Below are 14161 nucleotides of genomic sequence, written 5' to 3'. Positions count from 1 at the left end.
CGGCGTGATCTGGTATCGCTTGTTTTTGAGAATGATTTGCATTTACGTTGACGTTGCGACTTAATCGCAATATATCCCACTGAGACGAGAGGAGTCTTGCGTCCATGCGTGCCATAACGCGTTTGTTTCAAACCTGTGCCCTTGCGGGCATTGCGGCCTTTCTGACCGCCCCCCTTGCCGCTCAGGAGCGGCTGAACGTGGTCGCCACGACCGGGATGATCGCCGACACGGCCCGCGCCATTGGCGGTGACTTGGTCGAGATGCGTGCACTGATGGGGCCGGGCATTGACCCGCATGCCTTCCGCCAGACCCGCACCGATATTGTCGCACTTGCCCAAGCCGATCTGGTGCTGTGGAACGGGTTGTTTCTAGAAGCGCAGATGGAAGAATTTTTGCTGGAACTGGGCGAGGACGGGCATGTTGTCGCCGTGGCCGAAACCTTGCCGCAAGACCGGCTGCTTGCGCATGAAGATTATGAAGGCCGGTTCGATCCGCATGTCTGGATGGACCCGACGCTTTGGGCCGATGTGACCGTGACAATACGCGACGCCCTGATAGCGGCGGACCCGGAGGGCGCCGATACTTTCACAGCCAATGCCGAAGCCTATCTGGCAAAACTGGAGCAGTTGGAAAGCTACTCGCGCGATGTGCTGTCCTCTGTGCCGGAAACGGCGCGTGTGCTTCTTAGCGCGCATGACGCTTTTGGTTACTTTGGTGCGGCCTACGGGTTCGAGGTGGTGGGCATTCAGGGCGTTTCGACCGCATCCGAGGCCGGGCTTGGCCGCATTGCAGAGATGGTCAACATGTTGGTCGACCGTGAGATCGACGCGGTTTTCGTGGAAACCTCTGTCAGTGACCGCAATATCCGGGCGCTGATCGAAGGGGCCGCCGCGCAGGGCCATGAGGTGGTCATTGGCGGTGAACTGTTTTCCGACGCAATGGGCGCGGATGGCACCTATGAGGGAACGTATATCGGCATGATCGATTCCAACGTCACCACCATTGCCCGCGCATTGGGCGGCAGCGCACCCGAATTGGGCCTGAAAGGAACGCTCACGCAATGACACCCTTACCCCACCATAGCCCCCTCGCCGTGCACGGCCTGAGTGTGACCTATGGTGACAAACCTGCTGTGCGCGCGGTGGATGCCAATTTCCCGCGCGCCGCGCTTTCGGCCATCATCGGGCCTAACGGCGCAGGCAAATCGACCTTTCTGAAAGCCTGCCTTGGCATTGTTGCGCCCCTGTCGGGAGAGGTCGCGTTCTTCGGCCAGCCGATTGCTCAGGCCCGCGCGCGCGTGGCCTATGTGCCGCAGCGCGCCAGCGTGGATTGGGATTTCCCGACAACGGTGCTGGATGTGGTGCAGATGGGGCAATACCGCCGCGCCGGTCTGTGGGGGCGGCTGTCGGGTGCCGCACGCACGCAAGCCATGGGCTGCCTGGAGCGCGTTGGCATGGCCGAATTCGCCAGCCGTCAGATCGGGCAGCTTTCGGGCGGGCAGCAGCAGCGCGTGTTCCTTGCCCGCGCTCTGGCGCAAGAGGCCGAGCTTTACCTGCTGGATGAACCCTTCGCCGGGGTCGATGCCGCGACAGAACATGCCATCATGGACGTGCTGCGCGGGCTGCGCGCAGAGGGCAAATCGGTCATTGCCGTGCATCATGACCTTGCCACGGTGGAGGACTATTTCGACCATGTGTTCCTGATTAACGTGGACCGCATCGCCGAAGGGCCGGTCAAGACAACCTTTACGGCGCAGAACCTGAACGCCGCGTATGGCGGGCGCTTGGTGGCGTCCACTCCGACGACTCTCATACAGGCGGCGGAATGACACAATTCTGGGCCGCCCTGACGCTGCAAGCGGGCTATAACGCCGCCCTTGTGGCCATTGGCGCGGCGCTTCTGGGTCTGGCGGCAGGTGTTGCGGGCAGTTTCGTGATGCTGCGCAAACGGTCGCTGGTCTCTGATGCGGTTGCCCATGCCGCGCTTCCCGGCATTGTGCTGGCCTTCATGGTCATGGTGGCGCTTGGCGGCGAGGGGCGCTCGCTTCTGGGGCTGCTGCTGGGGGCCGCGTTAAGCGGTGGCGCGGGGCTGCTGGTCATGTCCTGGCTGACGACCCGCACCCGACTGGCGGAAGATGCCGCGATTGGCGCAGTGCTGGGTGTGTTCTTCGGGGCCGGGATCGTGCTGTTGACTGTGGTGCAGACAATGCGCGCCGGGCGGCAGGCGGGGCTGGAGGATTTCCTGCTGGGCGCCACCGCCGGAATGCTGCGCGAGGATGCCATTCTGATCGCGCTGGGCGGGGCGGTGGTTCTGGCGCTATGCTGGCTGCTGCGCCGCCCCATGACGCTTGTCGCGTTCGATCCGGGCCATGCCGCGACATTGGGCTACAACACCCGCGCGATTGATCTTGCCATCATGGGGCTTGCCATGGCGGTTACGATCATCGGGCTGAAGCTGGTTGGGCTGGTGCTGATTGTCGCGCTGTTGATTATTCCACCGGTCGCGGCGCGGTTCTGGACGGATCGCGCAGGGGTGATGGTCTGGATCGCGGGCGGCATTGGAGGCGCGGGCGCCTATCTGGGGGCCGCCATTTCGGCAAGCGCGCCAGATCTGCCCACCGGTCCGGTAATCGTGCTGGTGCTTGCAGCGGGCTTTGCGCTGTCGATGCTTTTAGCGCCCAAGCGCGGGATTGTTAGCGCGGCATGGCGCTATCTTCGGCTGCGTCGACAGTTTCAACAGGGGGCGTGATGGGTGCGGAATTCGTGCAATTCTCGCTGACGCCAATCCTCATTGGCACTTTCGCCGCGATGGCCTGCGCCCTGCCCGGCAATTTCCTGATATTACGGCGTCAGGCCCTGATTGGCGATGCGATCAGCCATGTCGTATTGCCCGGCATCGTGGTCGGTTTTCTGGTTAGCGGCACGATCGCAGCGGGGCCAATGGGGCTGGGCGCTGCGGGCGCGGCGATTATCGCCGTTGTGCTGATCGAAGCCATCCGCCGCTTTGGCCGGGTCGAGCCGGGTGCGGCAATGGGTGTCGTCTTTACCACCATGTTCGCCGCCGGGGTGCTGCTGCTGGAGCAATCCGGCAGCGCGCAGGTGCATCTGGATGTGGAACACGCGTTGATGGGCAATCTGGAGCAGTTGATCTGGTTGCGCGCGTCTGGTTGGCAGTCGCTGACCGATCCCGCAGCCCTGTCCGCCCTGCCCCAGGAATTGCCCACCATGGCACTGGCCTGCGCCCTGATCGCGGCGCTGATCCTTGCCTTCTGGCGCTGGCTGAAGATCGCGACCTTTGATGAGGGCTTTGCGCAATCGCTGGGCATTCCCACCGGCGCACTGGGTTTTGGACTGGTCATTTCGGCAGCACTGGCCGCTGTCGCCGCCTTTCAGGCCGTCGGGTCGATCCTTGTGATCGCGATGTTCATCTGCCCGCCCGCCGCCGCGCGCCTGATGACCAATTCACTTGCCGCGCAGGTCTGGTGGTCGCTTTTATTCGCCGCAGCCTCGGCCATCCTTGGCTATGTGCTGGCTGGCTATGGCCCGCTCTGGCTGGGCGCACAGAACGCGGTCAGTGCGGCGGGGATGATCGCCGTGGTGTCTGGCGTGATCCTTGCCCTTGCTGCCATGTTCGGCCCACACCGCAAGGGCGCGCAAACGGTCTGACCGGGTCAGCCGCCCTGCATCATCTTTTCATGCACCGCCTGCATCCCGCGTTCGGCCATGTCGGTGACTTCTTGCGCATGGACATGCAGCGCCGTGACCATTTCCGGGTCTTCCGAGGTCTGGACCACGATAATCCCTTCATCCGTCAGGTCGATTTCGGTCGCAAGCACCTCTGGCCGCTCAAAGAAAATATCCAGCGTGCGGCTTTGGATGAAAATCTGCGGATCGCGGCCCTCTTCCACGCGGGCAATCATGCCGACAACGTGGCTGACCAGTGCGGCCATCACATCGGCGTCGGTCGAACTGGTCACGGTGCGAATGCCATTTGGCAGCAACTCGACCTCGCGGCGAAGCGTGTCGAAATTGCGGAACATGACCGCCAATTCCTCGCTTTCCAGCGCTGTTGCGTCCAACCCGCGCAGGCCGGGCATGGTCGCTTCGTCATGGCCGGTGCCGTCGGCGCCGTGCATGTGGCCATGGCCATGGCCCATCATCTGCGCCAAAGCGCGGGTGTCGGCGGCAAACAGACCCGCGCCGATTACGGCAGCCCCCAGTAATGCGGCAAATCCAATCTTGATGGTGCGGTGCATATCTCTCTCCTAGTCGCTGGCATCCGGGTCGCACAACCTGCGCCCGGTTCATATGACAGCGATCATGTTCACGCGAATATGAGGGGCTTAGCCGGGCAGTTTGTCACGCAGGAAAGACAGCGCCAGCGACAGACCGTCATGGGCAATGCCATGCGCGGTGCCCTTGGAGATATGGCTATAGGTTTCGAACCCCGTCGCAACCAGCGCATCGGCGGCCTCTGGCAAAGACGCAACCGGAACCACATCATCCTGATCGCCATGGACCAGCAACACCGGCGGGCGGCTGACGGTCTCTGCCTCCAGCAGGTTGGGTTCCAGCAAGCGGCCCGAAAACCCGACCAAAGCCCCCAAAGGTGCCGCGCGCCGTGGCGCGACATGCAGGCTTAGCATGGTGCCTTGCGAAAAGCCGACCAGCGCCAAGGCTTCGGGCGCAAGCCCTTCGGTTTCCAGAATACCATCCAGAAAGGCATTGAAATCATCCGCGGCGGCCAGCAGGCCTGCGCGCGCTTGGTCCTCGGATGACCCGTCGATCCATGGAATCGGGAACCACTGAAAGCCCATCGGGTTGGCCACACTGCGTTCGGGGGCATCGGGCGCGTAGAACACCGTGCCCGGCATATGTGGCCCCAACGGGTCGGCCAGCCCCAGCAGGTCGGACCCGTCCGCGCCATAGCCATGCACGAACACCACAGCCGATGTTGCCTGGCCGCCGTTGGCAGGCCCGCGCTTTTCCGATTTCAACACCCGTGTCATATGACGCCTTCCCTGTCGGTTTCCACGCGGTAATAGGCCCACAAGAGGCCCGCCGCAACCGTGCGCCACGGCGACCAGCTTTCGGCCATACGGCGCATGGGCGCTTCACGCGGGCGGTCGGGTAACATGAACAGGCGGCGCGCGGATTCTTGCAGCGCCAGATCGTTCGGCGCAAACACATCGGCGCGGCCAAGGCTGAACATGGCGTAAATCTCGGCGGTCCAGCGGCCTATGCCGGTGACTTGCACAAGCGTTGCCGTGACCTCGGCATCGGGCGCATCGCGCAGCGCGTCAAAGTCGATCCCCGCCTCTGCCAAGGCCCGCGCATAGCGAATTTTCTGGCGCGACAGGCCCGGCGCGCGCAATGTTTCGTCATCCGCGGCCAGAACCGCTTCGGGCGTGGTCAGGCCCGCCGCGTCCATCCGGTCCCAGATGGCGCGGGCGGCATGGGTGCTGACCTGCTGGCCGATAATGGCGCCCAATAGGTGCCCGAACCCCTCGGGGCGGCGGCGCAAGGGCGGCACGCCGGTCAGGGACAGCGCATGGGCAAAGCGCGGCTCTGCACGTGCCAGCCATTCCGCCCCTTCGGCCATGCAAGCCTCCGAGGTCAGGATACGGCCAATCGCCCCCCTATCGTTGCACATGTAAAACACCTCTTCCAAATGGAATACGTTCAGGCTAATCCTGCGCGCATGACCGACACGATTGCAACCCCCGCAACCCAAGCCCGCGCCAAGCGCAATGTCGCCGTTCTGGTCGCCGCACAAGCGGTGGTGGGCGCGCAACTGCCGATCATGTTCATCATTGGCGGGCTGTCGGGTCAGATGCTGGCCCCGAATCCCTGCTGGGCGACCCTGCCGATTTCCATGATCGTGCTGGGCTCTATGCTGGCGGCGACCCCGCTTTCGGCCATTATGCAGGCTTACGGGCGGCGCGCGGGCTTCTGGCTGGCCTGCGTTTGCGGGGCGATTGGCGCAATGCTGGCGGCCTATGGGCTGTATGCCGGGTCTTTCATCATCTTCCTGCTGGGCAGTTTGCTGTCGGGTGTCTACATGTCGGCCAATGGTTTCTACCGCTTTGCCGCCGCCGATATGGCCAGCCCCGAATTCCGCCCCAAGGCAATTTCCTTTGTCATGGCGGGCGGGCTGCTATCGGCCATTTTCGGCCCGCAACTGGTGTCGGCCACGTCCGACGCCATGGCGGTGCCTTTTCTGGCGACCTATCTGGGCGTGATCTGCCTGAACATTGCGGGCATGGTGCTGCTATCCTTCCTGGACATCCCGACGCCCCCGAAACCCGAAGAGGGCGCCGACCGGGGCCGACCCGTGCGCGAGTTGCTAACAAGCCCGGTCATTGCCGTTGCCATCATCTGCGGCACAGTGGCCTATGCGCTGATGAACCTTGTCATGACCTCTACGCCGCTGGCCGTGGTCGGCTGCGGGTTCGATACCGGGGATGCGGCCAATATCGTCTCGGCGCATGTGCTGGCCATGTATGCGCCCTCCTTCATTACCGGCCATGTCATTACGCGCTTCGGGTCGCGCGCGGTGGTGGCGGTTGGGCTGGTCATTCTGGCGTTGTCGGGTGCTGTGGCCATTTCCGGGGTCGAGCTGGAGCAGTTCTACATCGCACTGATCCTGCTGGGCATTGGCTGGAACTTTGGCTTTATCGGCGCGACCACCATGCTGACCGCCGCGCATTCGGTGGAAGAGCGCGGCCGCGTGCAGGGGCTGAACGACATGATCGTGTTTGGCGGTGTGTTCCTGGCCTCGCTCAGTTCGGGCACGTTGATGAACTGCTCTGGCGGGACCACGCAAACCGGCTGGCAATTCGTCAATATGGCCATGATCCCCTTCCTTGTGCTGGCTGGCGGTGCGCTGATCTGGCTGGCCATGCGCCCGAAAGACGCCGCGGCGCGCTAAAGCGCCCTGACGCCACGTGATTTTCCTGTTTCACTTGCACGCCCCCGGCGCCGGTGCTTTTGTGTTTGCAACATAAAAATACTGGAACGGGAGGGGGACGGTATGCGGGATTTCAGATCACCCGAGGATGTGCGCACGGTCGAAGCAGAAGGCGCGTGGGAAGCGCGCGATCTGCCGGTCTCTGTCTATCAGGCGCTGACACGCGCGCGCGACAAATGGGGTAACAGGCCCGCAATCTCGTTTCAGTTGTTTTCTGACCCGAAAGCGCAGGCGGAAACCTATACATGGGCACAGCTTCATAACCGTGTCACGCAGGCGGCGAACCTGTTTCGCAGTCTTGGCGTGCAAGAGGATGACACGGTCGCCTATGTGCTGCCCACGTTGAACGACACCGCCATCGCGCTGCTGGGCGGAATGACTGTCGGGCGTGTGAACCCGATTAACCCGCTGCTGGAGCCGGAGAAGATTTCGTCCATCCTGCGCGAAACCGGTGCGAAAGTCGTGGTCACGCTCAAGGCGTTTCCGAAAACCGATGTCGCGCAAAAGGTGGCAGAAGCCGTGGCCCATGCACCAGAGGTCAAACATGTGCTGGAAGTGGACCTTCTGCGCCATCTGTCACCGCCGAAAAGCTGGATCGTGCCGCTGATCCGCCCCAAGGTGACGGTGCATCATCATGCCAAAGTGCAAGATTTTCACGCCGCCATGTTCGAATGTAGCAAGGCGCTGTCCTTTGCCGCGCCCAATACAGACCGGGTGGCCGCCTATTTCCACACCGGCGGCACCACCGGCACGCCGAAAGTGGCGCAGCACAGGTTCGCGGGCATGATCTACAATGGCTGGCTTGGGGCGGAACTGCTGTTTAACGAGCGCGACGTGCTGCTCTGCCCGCTGCCGCTGTTCCATGTCTTTGCCGCCTACCCAATCCTGATGTGCTGCGTCATGTCGGGCGCGCATGTGGTTTTCCCGACCCCGCAAGGCTACCGGGGTGAAGGTGTGTTCGACAATTTCTGGAAGCTGATCGAACGGTGGAATGCCACCTTCATGATTACCGTGCCGACCGCGCTGTCCGCACTCATGCAGCGCCCGGTCAATGCAGATGTATCCAGCCTGCGGACTGGCATTTCAGGGTCCGCCCCCTTGCCCAAGGAACTTTACCGCCGCTTCGAAGAGGCAACCGGCGTGCAGATTTCCGAAGGCTACGGGCTGACCGAAGCCACCTGTCTTGTCTCGTGCAACCCGGTGGACGGGTTGAAAAAGGTGGGCTCCGTTGGCATTCCCCTGCCCTTTACAGAGGTGAAGATCCTGCGCACCGGCCCAGATGGCTTTATCGACTGCGCGACTGATGAGGTGGGCGAGATCTGCGTGTCCTCGCCGGGCGTGTTTGAAGGGGCAACCTATACAGAGGCCGACAAGAATAACGACCTGTTCGCCCAAGGCCGCTTCCTGCGCACGGGCGATTTGGGACGCATTGATCCCGATGGGTATCTGTGGATCACCGGACGCGCGAAAGACCTGATTATTCGCGGCGGCCATAACCTTGATCCCGCAGAGATAGAGGAAGCCCTGTTGACGCATCCCGCGGTTGGCTTCGTGGGCGCTATCGGCCAGCCCGACCCGGTAACCGGCGAAATGCCCTGCGCCTATGTCGAACTGGTCGGGGGCGCACAGGTCACGCCAGAGGAATTGCTGGCCCATGCCACGCCGCGTATATCGGAACGCGCCGCCATCCCCAAACATGTCGAAGTGCTGGCCGAACTGCCCAAAACCGCTGTGGGAAAGGTGTTCAAGCCCGACCTGCGCAAATTGGCCATAGCACGGGTGCTGGATGCAGACCTGTCGGATGCCGGGCTGGATGCCCGTGTGGATACGGTGTTCGAGGATAAAAAACGCGGGCTTGTTGCACAGATCACGGGGGCAGATGCGACCGATCCGCGGCTGGCCGAACGTCTGGGCCGCTTCACCGTAGCCTGGGACGCGAAATAGAGTCTTTCCCGCCACAGCCTTACGCGATTGCCTCGGTGCCTCTGGTAGCGTCCTTGACAAGTCGATGGCGCATGCAGAATCTGCTCACAAAACAAAAACTTATTGAGGCACATTATGAGCAGTCACGCAAAGGCCGCAGGCGCGGTCCTGTCCCTTGGCATTTTGGCCGCCTGTGGTGGCGGCGGCGGTGGCGGGTCCGCACAAATTGCGCCGCCTAACAGCTTTACCCTTGGGACGGCTGGCAAAGTGACGGAGTCGCGCGCCGATATTTCTCGTAGCAGTGACGGGCGCATTGTTCTGAACATGACCGAAGGGGATATGGCAGGCATGACGGTCCTGTGCGAGGATCAGACCATGGGGCGCTGCCAGGTTGTCGGCGGCCCGGCTGGCACCAGCGCCGAAGGCACATTGCTTCAGCGCATGGCTGGCAGCTATGCCTTCGTCGGCAATTTCGCTGTGTTGCAACTGGTTAATGGCACCTTGGTCAGCAATAACCAACTTGCGCATGGCGCTTTGCCGGAAACCGCCAGCATAACGCCCACACTCCCCGCAGGACAGGCCAGCTACACCGGCGCTTTCGAAGCCGGGTTCGGGCTGGAAAGCGGCGAGAGCGGGCTCATGTCAGGCAATGCGCAACTGATCGCCAATTTCAACACCGGGCAGTTGTCGGGTGCTTTTTCGGGCGCGACCGAAAGCGGCACCGGCATTAATGCCAGTTTCAACAACATCACCATCAGTGCCACGAATGGCGAGTTCACGTCCAATGACGACACGCTGATCTTGTTTCAAGGTGCCGAAGCCGGAGGCGACATTCATGGCGCGTTCTATGGCCCGAATGCGGATGAAGCCGCAGGTATCTTCAACTTTGGAAATGCGGCGGGCGGCATGAGCGGGGTCTTCCTGACCTGCCATGGCAACACGGCCACCTGCCTCGAGTAAGACATGCGCGCGCGACCTTGGAAGGCGCGCGCGTTTTATCACATTCAAAGGAAAGATGGTCGGGGCGATAGGATTCGAACCTACGACCTACGGTACCCAAAACCGTCGCGCTACCAGGCTGCGCCACGCCCCGACACGCATCGTTTACTCGGGCAAGCGGCGCTAGGAAAGGGCGAAATCGCCTTTGGGGACGATTTATTTTTCCCGACCAGCGAAGCAAGCCTCAGGGCTGGCAAGGCCAGAGCGCGTTGTCTTGATCTAGACGCGGGTGCCGCAACTCACTTCCGGGTGCGATGCCGAAGCGTTCGGCCAATCCGCCGTTAATTTCCAGCACCATCAGAACATTCTCACCGCCGGGAATCGGGGTTTCGTCCAACGGGATCGCGTTGTGATGCACATGTGTCACGCCCCCATCGGGGCCGACAAAGATCATGTCCAGCGGGATAAGCGTGTTGCGCATCCAGAAACTCGCCGTGGTCGGCGCTTCATAGATGAACAACATGCCCGCGAAACGCGGCAGGCTTTCGCGGAACATCAGCCCTTGCGCGCGGGTTTCGGGCGTGTCCACCACTTCCGCGGTGAAGCGCGCCTGCCCCCACGGGCCGCGCAGGTCAACACGGTCTGGCGCGCAGTCAGCGGCAGCTTGGGCAACAAGCGACAGCACCAGCGCAGCCGCGCCAAGCATCGCCCTGAGTTGCGCCCTAGCCTTCATGCAGCGCGGCCTCCCATGGTTCGATCACCACGGCCATGCGGCCGCGCTCGCCATCTACCACACGGATCGCGATCGCCTCTCCGGGCATAAGTTCGGCCAAACCCGCGCGCCGCAGGGTTTCCATATGCACGAACACATCTTCTGACTTGCCAAAACAGTTGGCAAACCCGAACCCCTTAACCTTGTCGAACCATTTTACGCGCGCGGCTTCCAACGGGACAGAGCGGTCCACGACCGGCGCATCCCCGTCTTCGCCAGTCTCCGGTAGCGTGCTATCCAACGGCGGCAGAACCGCGAACACCTCTGTCACCTGATAACCGCGCGCAGTTTTCTGCACCGACACGGTCATGCGGGCATTGTCGCACACGGAACTTAGGCCGAAATTGCGCAACGCATTGGCATGCAACAGAATATCCGGGCCGCCCTCGGTCGCGACCAGAAACCCAAACCCCTTTGCCGGGTCGAACCACTTTACCGACCCCTGAACCTGTTCATCGGGATCATAATCGGACGCCATGCTATATCTCGCTCGTGCTCTTGGCGCTCTGCGGCGCAATTTCATGAGATAGCCGGAACTCTGGCCAATACAAACCTGTGCTGCGCGCTACGGCGCTAGGCGCGTTATCGCCCAGCCATTGACGGAAGCCCCTTTGCGCCATTGGAAGCGGTCATGCAAGCGGAAAGCACCATCTGCCCAGAACTCGATCTCTGAGGGCACGATGCGAATTCCGCCCCAGAATGGCGGGCGCGGTGGGTTGGTCCCATGTCGGGCGGTCTGTCGCGCAACTTCTGCCATAAGGCTGGCCCGAGACGCAATAGGTTGCGATTGCGGCGAAGACCACGCTCCAAGGCGGCTTTTCAGCGAGCGCGAGGCGTAATAGGCATCCGCCTCTGGCCCCTCGAAGCGTTCTGTCACACCGCGCACGCGAATTTGTCGGCGCAGCGATTTCCAATGCAGAACGAAGGCTGCCTTGCCGGTTGCCGCGATCTCTTGCCCCTTGGTGCTGGTGTAATTCGTGTAGAACACGAAAGAATCGTCCAGAATATCCTTGAGCAGAACCATTCGGACATTTGGCAACCCGTCGGCATCGACGCTGGCAAGCGCAATCGCATTCGGGTCGTTAGGTTCAACCGGCTCGGCCTCTGCCAGCCATTTGCGCGCAATCTCGAAGGGGTCATCTCCAACGAAAATACCGTCCCGTTCGCTCACTCTATCACCATGGTTTCTTGTGTCTTTCGGGGAGGACCTGAGCGAAGGTGCCCTGTCTCGTCTCTGGCAGGAGTATTAACATCTTGGATATATGATGCAAGCGCAGCCCGTAAAGCTCTGAACGACTTGCTGTAGCTTGCAGCAACCGGGCCGATGTCCTAAAGCAGGTTTAATGGGTAAAGGAGCGACCTCATGTCCCTTTTGATGAGCGGCAAACGTGGCCTGATTATGGGCGTGGCCAATGACAAGTCAATCGCCTGGGGCATTGCCAAGGCATTGGGCGAACAAGGGGCCGAACTGGCCTTCAGCTATCAGGGCGACGCTTTGAAAAAGCGCGTGCTGCCACTGGCCGAAAGCCTTGGGACCGCGCATCTGTTCGAATGCGACGTGACCGACATGGCCTCTGTCGATGCGCTGTTCAGCGACTTGGAAGCGCAATGGGGCACGCTTGATTTCGTGGTCCATGCCATCGGGTTTTCGGACAAGGCCGAACTTCGCGGTCGTTATGTCGATACCAGTCGCGATAATTTTACCATGACGATGGATATTTCTGTCTATTCCTTCACCGCTGTGTGCCAGCGCGCAGCCAAACTCATGCCCAATGGCGGCAGCCTGCTGACCATGACCTATTATGGCGCAGAGCAGGTCATGCCGCACTACAATGTCATGGGCGTGGCCAAAGCCGCACTGGAAGCATCGGTCAAATACATTGCCGAGGATTTGGGCAAGGACGGTATTCGCTGCAACGCCATCAGCGCCGGACCGATCAAGACACTTGCGGCTTCGGGCATTGGCGATTTCCGCTATATAATGAAATGGAACGAGTTGAACTCACCGCTGCGCCGCAACGTCACCCAAGAAGAGGTCGGCAAAGCCGCGCTTTACCTACTGTCCGACCTTGGCACCGGCACCACGGGGGAAAACCTGCATGTGGATGCAGGCTATCATGTGGTCGGCATGAAAGCGGTCGATGCGCCCGATATCGACGTTGTGACCGGCAAGAAGGAGGCGTGATCCATGAATGACCGCCTGCCCCACGAAAAAGGCTTCCACATCTCTTGGGACCAGATTCACCGCGACAGCCGCGCGCTGGCGTGGCGGCTGGACAAGCATGGCCCCGATGGCGGCGACTGGCGCGCGGTTGTGGCCATCACCCGTGGCGGGCTGGCCCCGGCGATGATTATCGCGCGCGAGTTGGACATTCGCGTGGTCGATACGATCAGCGTGAAATCCTACGACCATCAAACTCAGGCAGACGCTGCGGTGCTGAAAGCCCCGCAAACCGATATCATGGGGAAGGACGGTGAAGGCGTGCTGATTATCGACGATCTGGTCGATACCGGCAAAACGCTGGAGCTGGTGCGCCGGATGTTCCCCAAAGCCCATTTCGCGACCGTCTATGCCAAGCCGCAAGGCCGCGAGATGGTGGACAGTTTCATCACCGAAGTGTCGCAGGATACATGGATTTTCTTTCCATGGGACATGGCTTTGCAATATGTCGAACCCTATCGCGGCACCTGAACTTAGGGTTTTGTAAACCAGACGTGACTAGACTTGGCGCAGAGCACCCCCAAATATCTGGTGTTGCATGCGGGGTGGGACATTCATGGCAGGAAATTTTATGGTCACGTCCAGAGTTTGCTCAGCTCTTTTCGCCGCTTGTATGGCTGCCAGCCCGCTTGCCGCGCAGGATAACGCACTGTCATTCTCGTTAACCGCAGGCGCGCGCACGGCGCCCAGCTATTTCGGGGCAAACGGGTCCAGCGTGACCCCGGCTTTTGCGTTTGGCTTTACCGGTTTGCGCGCCGGTGGGCTTCAGCTTGGCGACCCGGATGGCCCTGCACTCTTTGCCCCCGGCACCGGGTTGCGCGGTGCAGTCCGCTTTATCCCCAAGCGCGAAGGGCGCAATGAACTTGCCGGTCTGGATGATGTCGATGCCGCGCTGGAACTGGGCATGGGCCTGCATCACACGACCGAAACGTGGCAAGTCTTTGCTGACATTCGCTACGGCGTCACCGGGCATAATGGGTTCGCCGCCGAAACCGGCGCGAACCTGATTTACCGTGCCGATAGCGGGCTGGTCCTGCATGGCGGGCCGCGCGCTGAATTCGGTTCCGGCGCCTTTGCGCGCAGCTATTTCGGCGTCACCCCGGCCGAGGCGCTCGGCTCCAACCTTGGCACCTATACACCATCGGGCGGCCTGACCTCTCTGGGGGTGGAACTGGGTGCATATCAGCCGCTGACCACCGATTGGGGCATTACCGGCACGCTGCGCTATGATCGTTTAATGGGTGATGCGGCGAACTCTCCCATTACGCGGCAAGGCAGTCGCGATCAGATCAGCGCGAAAATTGGCCTGACACGCCATTTCAACCTGCGTTTCTGAC

The 14161-nt window shown here is 61.5% G+C and carries 15 protein-coding genes, 1 tRNA gene and 1 pseudogene; 10 read left to right on the top strand and 7 right to left on the bottom strand.

Annotation, left to right across the window (positions count from 1 at the left end; translation table 11 throughout):
• Nucleotides 1-104 precede the first annotated feature (104 nt).
• The 4 genes and pseudogenes from M3N55_RS01465 (at nt 105) to M3N55_RS01450 (ending at nt 3665) form a co-directional block, all read left to right on the top strand.
• Nucleotides 105-1064 (top strand): metal ABC transporter solute-binding protein, Zn/Mn family, encoded by a 960-nt coding sequence (locus M3N55_RS01465; protein ID WP_249055676.1) that lies wholly within the window; start codon nt 105-107, stop codon nt 1062-1064.
• The gene (locus M3N55_RS01460) at nt 1061-1828 is read left to right on the top strand and encodes a metal ABC transporter ATP-binding protein (protein ID WP_249055674.1); all 768 of its coding nucleotides are present in this window, start codon (nt 1061-1063) and stop codon (nt 1826-1828) included. The genes M3N55_RS01465 and M3N55_RS01460 overlap by 4 nt, the downstream gene beginning before the upstream one ends.
• A pseudogene (locus M3N55_RS01455) lies at nt 1825-2730 on the top strand (metal ABC transporter permease); the annotation flags it as partial. The gene M3N55_RS01460 and the pseudogene M3N55_RS01455, both read left to right, overlap by 4 nt.
• A 17-nt stretch (nt 2731-2747) precedes the next feature.
• A complete protein-coding gene (locus tag M3N55_RS01450) occupies nt 2748-3665 on the top strand; it encodes a metal ABC transporter permease (protein ID WP_249055673.1) in 918 nt (305 codons plus the stop codon).
• 5 nt (nt 3666-3670) lie between these two features.
• Here the strand turns inward: M3N55_RS01450 and M3N55_RS01445 are convergent, their stop codons facing one another.
• From M3N55_RS01445 to M3N55_RS01435, 3 genes are all read right to left on the bottom strand, one after another.
• Nucleotides 3671-4255 (bottom strand): hypothetical protein, encoded by a 585-nt coding sequence (locus M3N55_RS01445; RefSeq protein WP_249055671.1) that lies wholly within the window; start codon nt 4253-4255, stop codon nt 3671-3673.
• A gap of 87 nt (nt 4256-4342) precedes the next feature.
• Nucleotides 4343-5008 carry an alpha/beta hydrolase gene (locus tag M3N55_RS01440; RefSeq protein ID WP_249055669.1) on the bottom strand — a complete coding sequence of 222 codons (666 nt, stop codon included), beginning with the start codon at nt 5006-5008 and terminating at the stop codon, nt 4343-4345.
• Nucleotides 5005-5652 carry a DNA-3-methyladenine glycosylase family protein gene (locus M3N55_RS01435; RefSeq protein ID WP_249055667.1) on the bottom strand — a complete coding sequence of 216 codons (648 nt, stop codon included), beginning with the start codon at nt 5650-5652 and terminating at the stop codon, nt 5005-5007. The genes M3N55_RS01440 and M3N55_RS01435 overlap by 4 nt, the downstream gene beginning before the upstream one ends.
• Nucleotides 5653-5700: 48 nt before the next feature.
• Between M3N55_RS01435 and M3N55_RS01430 the strand changes: the two genes are divergently transcribed.
• The 3 genes from M3N55_RS01430 (at nt 5701) to M3N55_RS01420 (ending at nt 9852) form a co-directional block, all read left to right on the top strand.
• Entirely contained in the window at nt 5701-6930 is a 1230-nt protein-coding gene (locus tag M3N55_RS01430; protein ID WP_249055665.1) for an MFS transporter, read from the top strand.
• Between the two features lie 102 nt (nt 6931-7032).
• Nucleotides 7033-8913 carry an acyl-CoA synthetase gene (locus M3N55_RS01425; protein ID WP_249055663.1) on the top strand — a complete coding sequence of 627 codons (1881 nt, stop codon included), beginning with the start codon at nt 7033-7035 and terminating at the stop codon, nt 8911-8913.
• 114 nt (nt 8914-9027) lie between these two features.
• Complete coding sequence (locus M3N55_RS01420; protein ID WP_249055661.1) at nt 9028-9852, top strand: transferrin-binding protein-like solute binding protein; 825 nt, start codon at nt 9028-9030, stop codon at nt 9850-9852.
• A 56-nt stretch (nt 9853-9908) separates the two neighbouring features.
• On the opposite strand, the gene M3N55_RS01415 is transcribed toward M3N55_RS01420, so the two are convergent.
• The 4 genes from M3N55_RS01415 to pdxH all read right to left on the bottom strand — a co-directional run bounded on the left by M3N55_RS01415 (nt 9909) and on the right by pdxH (nt 11774).
• Nucleotides 9909-9985 (bottom strand) — tRNA-Pro (locus tag M3N55_RS01415).
• A 90-nt stretch (nt 9986-10075) separates the two neighbouring features.
• Entirely contained in the window at nt 10076-10537 is a 462-nt protein-coding gene (locus M3N55_RS01410; RefSeq protein ID WP_249055659.1) for a DUF192 domain-containing protein, read from the bottom strand.
• Between the two features lie 16 nt (nt 10538-10553).
• Nucleotides 10554-11081: a cold-shock protein gene (locus M3N55_RS01405; protein WP_249055657.1), complete on the bottom strand. Its 528-nt coding sequence runs from the start codon at nt 11079-11081 to the stop codon at nt 10554-10556.
• An 87-nt stretch (nt 11082-11168) separates the two neighbouring features.
• Complete coding sequence (gene pdxH, locus M3N55_RS01400; protein WP_249055656.1) at nt 11169-11774, bottom strand: pyridoxamine 5'-phosphate oxidase; 606 nt, start codon at nt 11772-11774, stop codon at nt 11169-11171.
• Between the two features lie 192 nt (nt 11775-11966).
• On the opposite strand from pdxH, the gene fabI reads away from it, so the two are divergent.
• The 3 genes from fabI (at nt 11967) to M3N55_RS01385 (ending at nt 14160) form a co-directional block, all read left to right on the top strand.
• Nucleotides 11967-12788 carry an enoyl-ACP reductase FabI gene (fabI, locus tag M3N55_RS01395; RefSeq protein ID WP_249055654.1) on the top strand — a complete coding sequence of 274 codons (822 nt, stop codon included), beginning with the start codon at nt 11967-11969 and terminating at the stop codon, nt 12786-12788.
• Nucleotides 12789-12791: 3 nt separating this feature from the next.
• Nucleotides 12792-13295 carry a xanthine phosphoribosyltransferase gene (gene gpt, locus M3N55_RS01390; RefSeq protein WP_249055651.1) on the top strand — a complete coding sequence of 168 codons (504 nt, stop codon included), beginning with the start codon at nt 12792-12794 and terminating at the stop codon, nt 13293-13295.
• Between the two features lie 142 nt (nt 13296-13437).
• A complete protein-coding gene (locus tag M3N55_RS01385; RefSeq protein ID WP_249055650.1) occupies nt 13438-14160 on the top strand; it encodes a MipA/OmpV family protein in 723 nt (240 codons plus the stop codon).
• Nucleotide 14161 lies beyond the last annotated feature (1 nt).

It is taken from the genome of Roseinatronobacter domitianus (genome assembly GCF_023336755.1).
Classification (GTDB): domain Bacteria; phylum Pseudomonadota; class Alphaproteobacteria; order Rhodobacterales; family Rhodobacteraceae; genus Roseinatronobacter; species Roseinatronobacter domitianus.
Note: the sequence above shows the minus strand (reverse complement) of the source record. Positions and strands in the feature narration are given on the sequence as shown.

Excerpts from the sequence above, each read along its gene's own strand:
- M3N55_RS01440 (WP_249055669.1), bottom strand. The coding sequence starts at position 5,008 with ATGACACGGGTGTTGAAATCGGAAAAGCGCGGGCCTGCCAACGGCGGC.
- M3N55_RS01425 (WP_249055663.1), top strand. The coding sequence starts at position 7,033 with ATGCGGGATTTCAGATCACCCGAGGATGTGCGCACGGTCGAAGCAGAA.
- M3N55_RS01460 (WP_249055674.1), top strand. The coding sequence starts at position 1,061 with ATGACACCCTTACCCCACCATAGCCCCCTCGCCGTGCACGGCCTGAGT.
- M3N55_RS01405 (WP_249055657.1), bottom strand. The coding sequence starts at position 11,081 with ATGGCGTCCGATTATGATCCCGATGAACAGGTTCAGGGGTCGGTAAAG.
- M3N55_RS01385 (WP_249055650.1), top strand. The coding sequence starts at position 13,438 with ATGGCTGCCAGCCCGCTTGCCGCGCAGGATAACGCACTGTCATTCTCG.
- fabI (WP_249055654.1), top strand. The coding sequence starts at position 11,967 with ATGTCCCTTTTGATGAGCGGCAAACGTGGCCTGATTATGGGCGTGGCC.
- M3N55_RS01410 (WP_249055659.1), bottom strand. The coding sequence starts at position 10,537 with ATGCTTGGCGCGGCTGCGCTGGTGCTGTCGCTTGTTGCCCAAGCTGCC.
- gpt (WP_249055651.1), top strand. The coding sequence starts at position 12,792 with ATGAATGACCGCCTGCCCCACGAAAAAGGCTTCCACATCTCTTGGGAC.
- M3N55_RS01420 (WP_249055661.1), top strand. The coding sequence starts at position 9,028 with ATGAGCAGTCACGCAAAGGCCGCAGGCGCGGTCCTGTCCCTTGGCATT.
- M3N55_RS01450 (WP_249055673.1), top strand. The coding sequence starts at position 2,748 with ATGGGTGCGGAATTCGTGCAATTCTCGCTGACGCCAATCCTCATTGGC.
- M3N55_RS01465 (WP_249055676.1), top strand. The coding sequence starts at position 105 with ATGCGTGCCATAACGCGTTTGTTTCAAACCTGTGCCCTTGCGGGCATT.
- M3N55_RS01445 (WP_249055671.1), bottom strand. The coding sequence starts at position 4,255 with ATGCACCGCACCATCAAGATTGGATTTGCCGCATTACTGGGGGCTGCC.
- M3N55_RS01435 (WP_249055667.1), bottom strand. The coding sequence starts at position 5,652 with ATGTGCAACGATAGGGGGGCGATTGGCCGTATCCTGACCTCGGAGGCT.
- M3N55_RS01430 (WP_249055665.1), top strand. The coding sequence starts at position 5,701 with ATGACCGACACGATTGCAACCCCCGCAACCCAAGCCCGCGCCAAGCGC.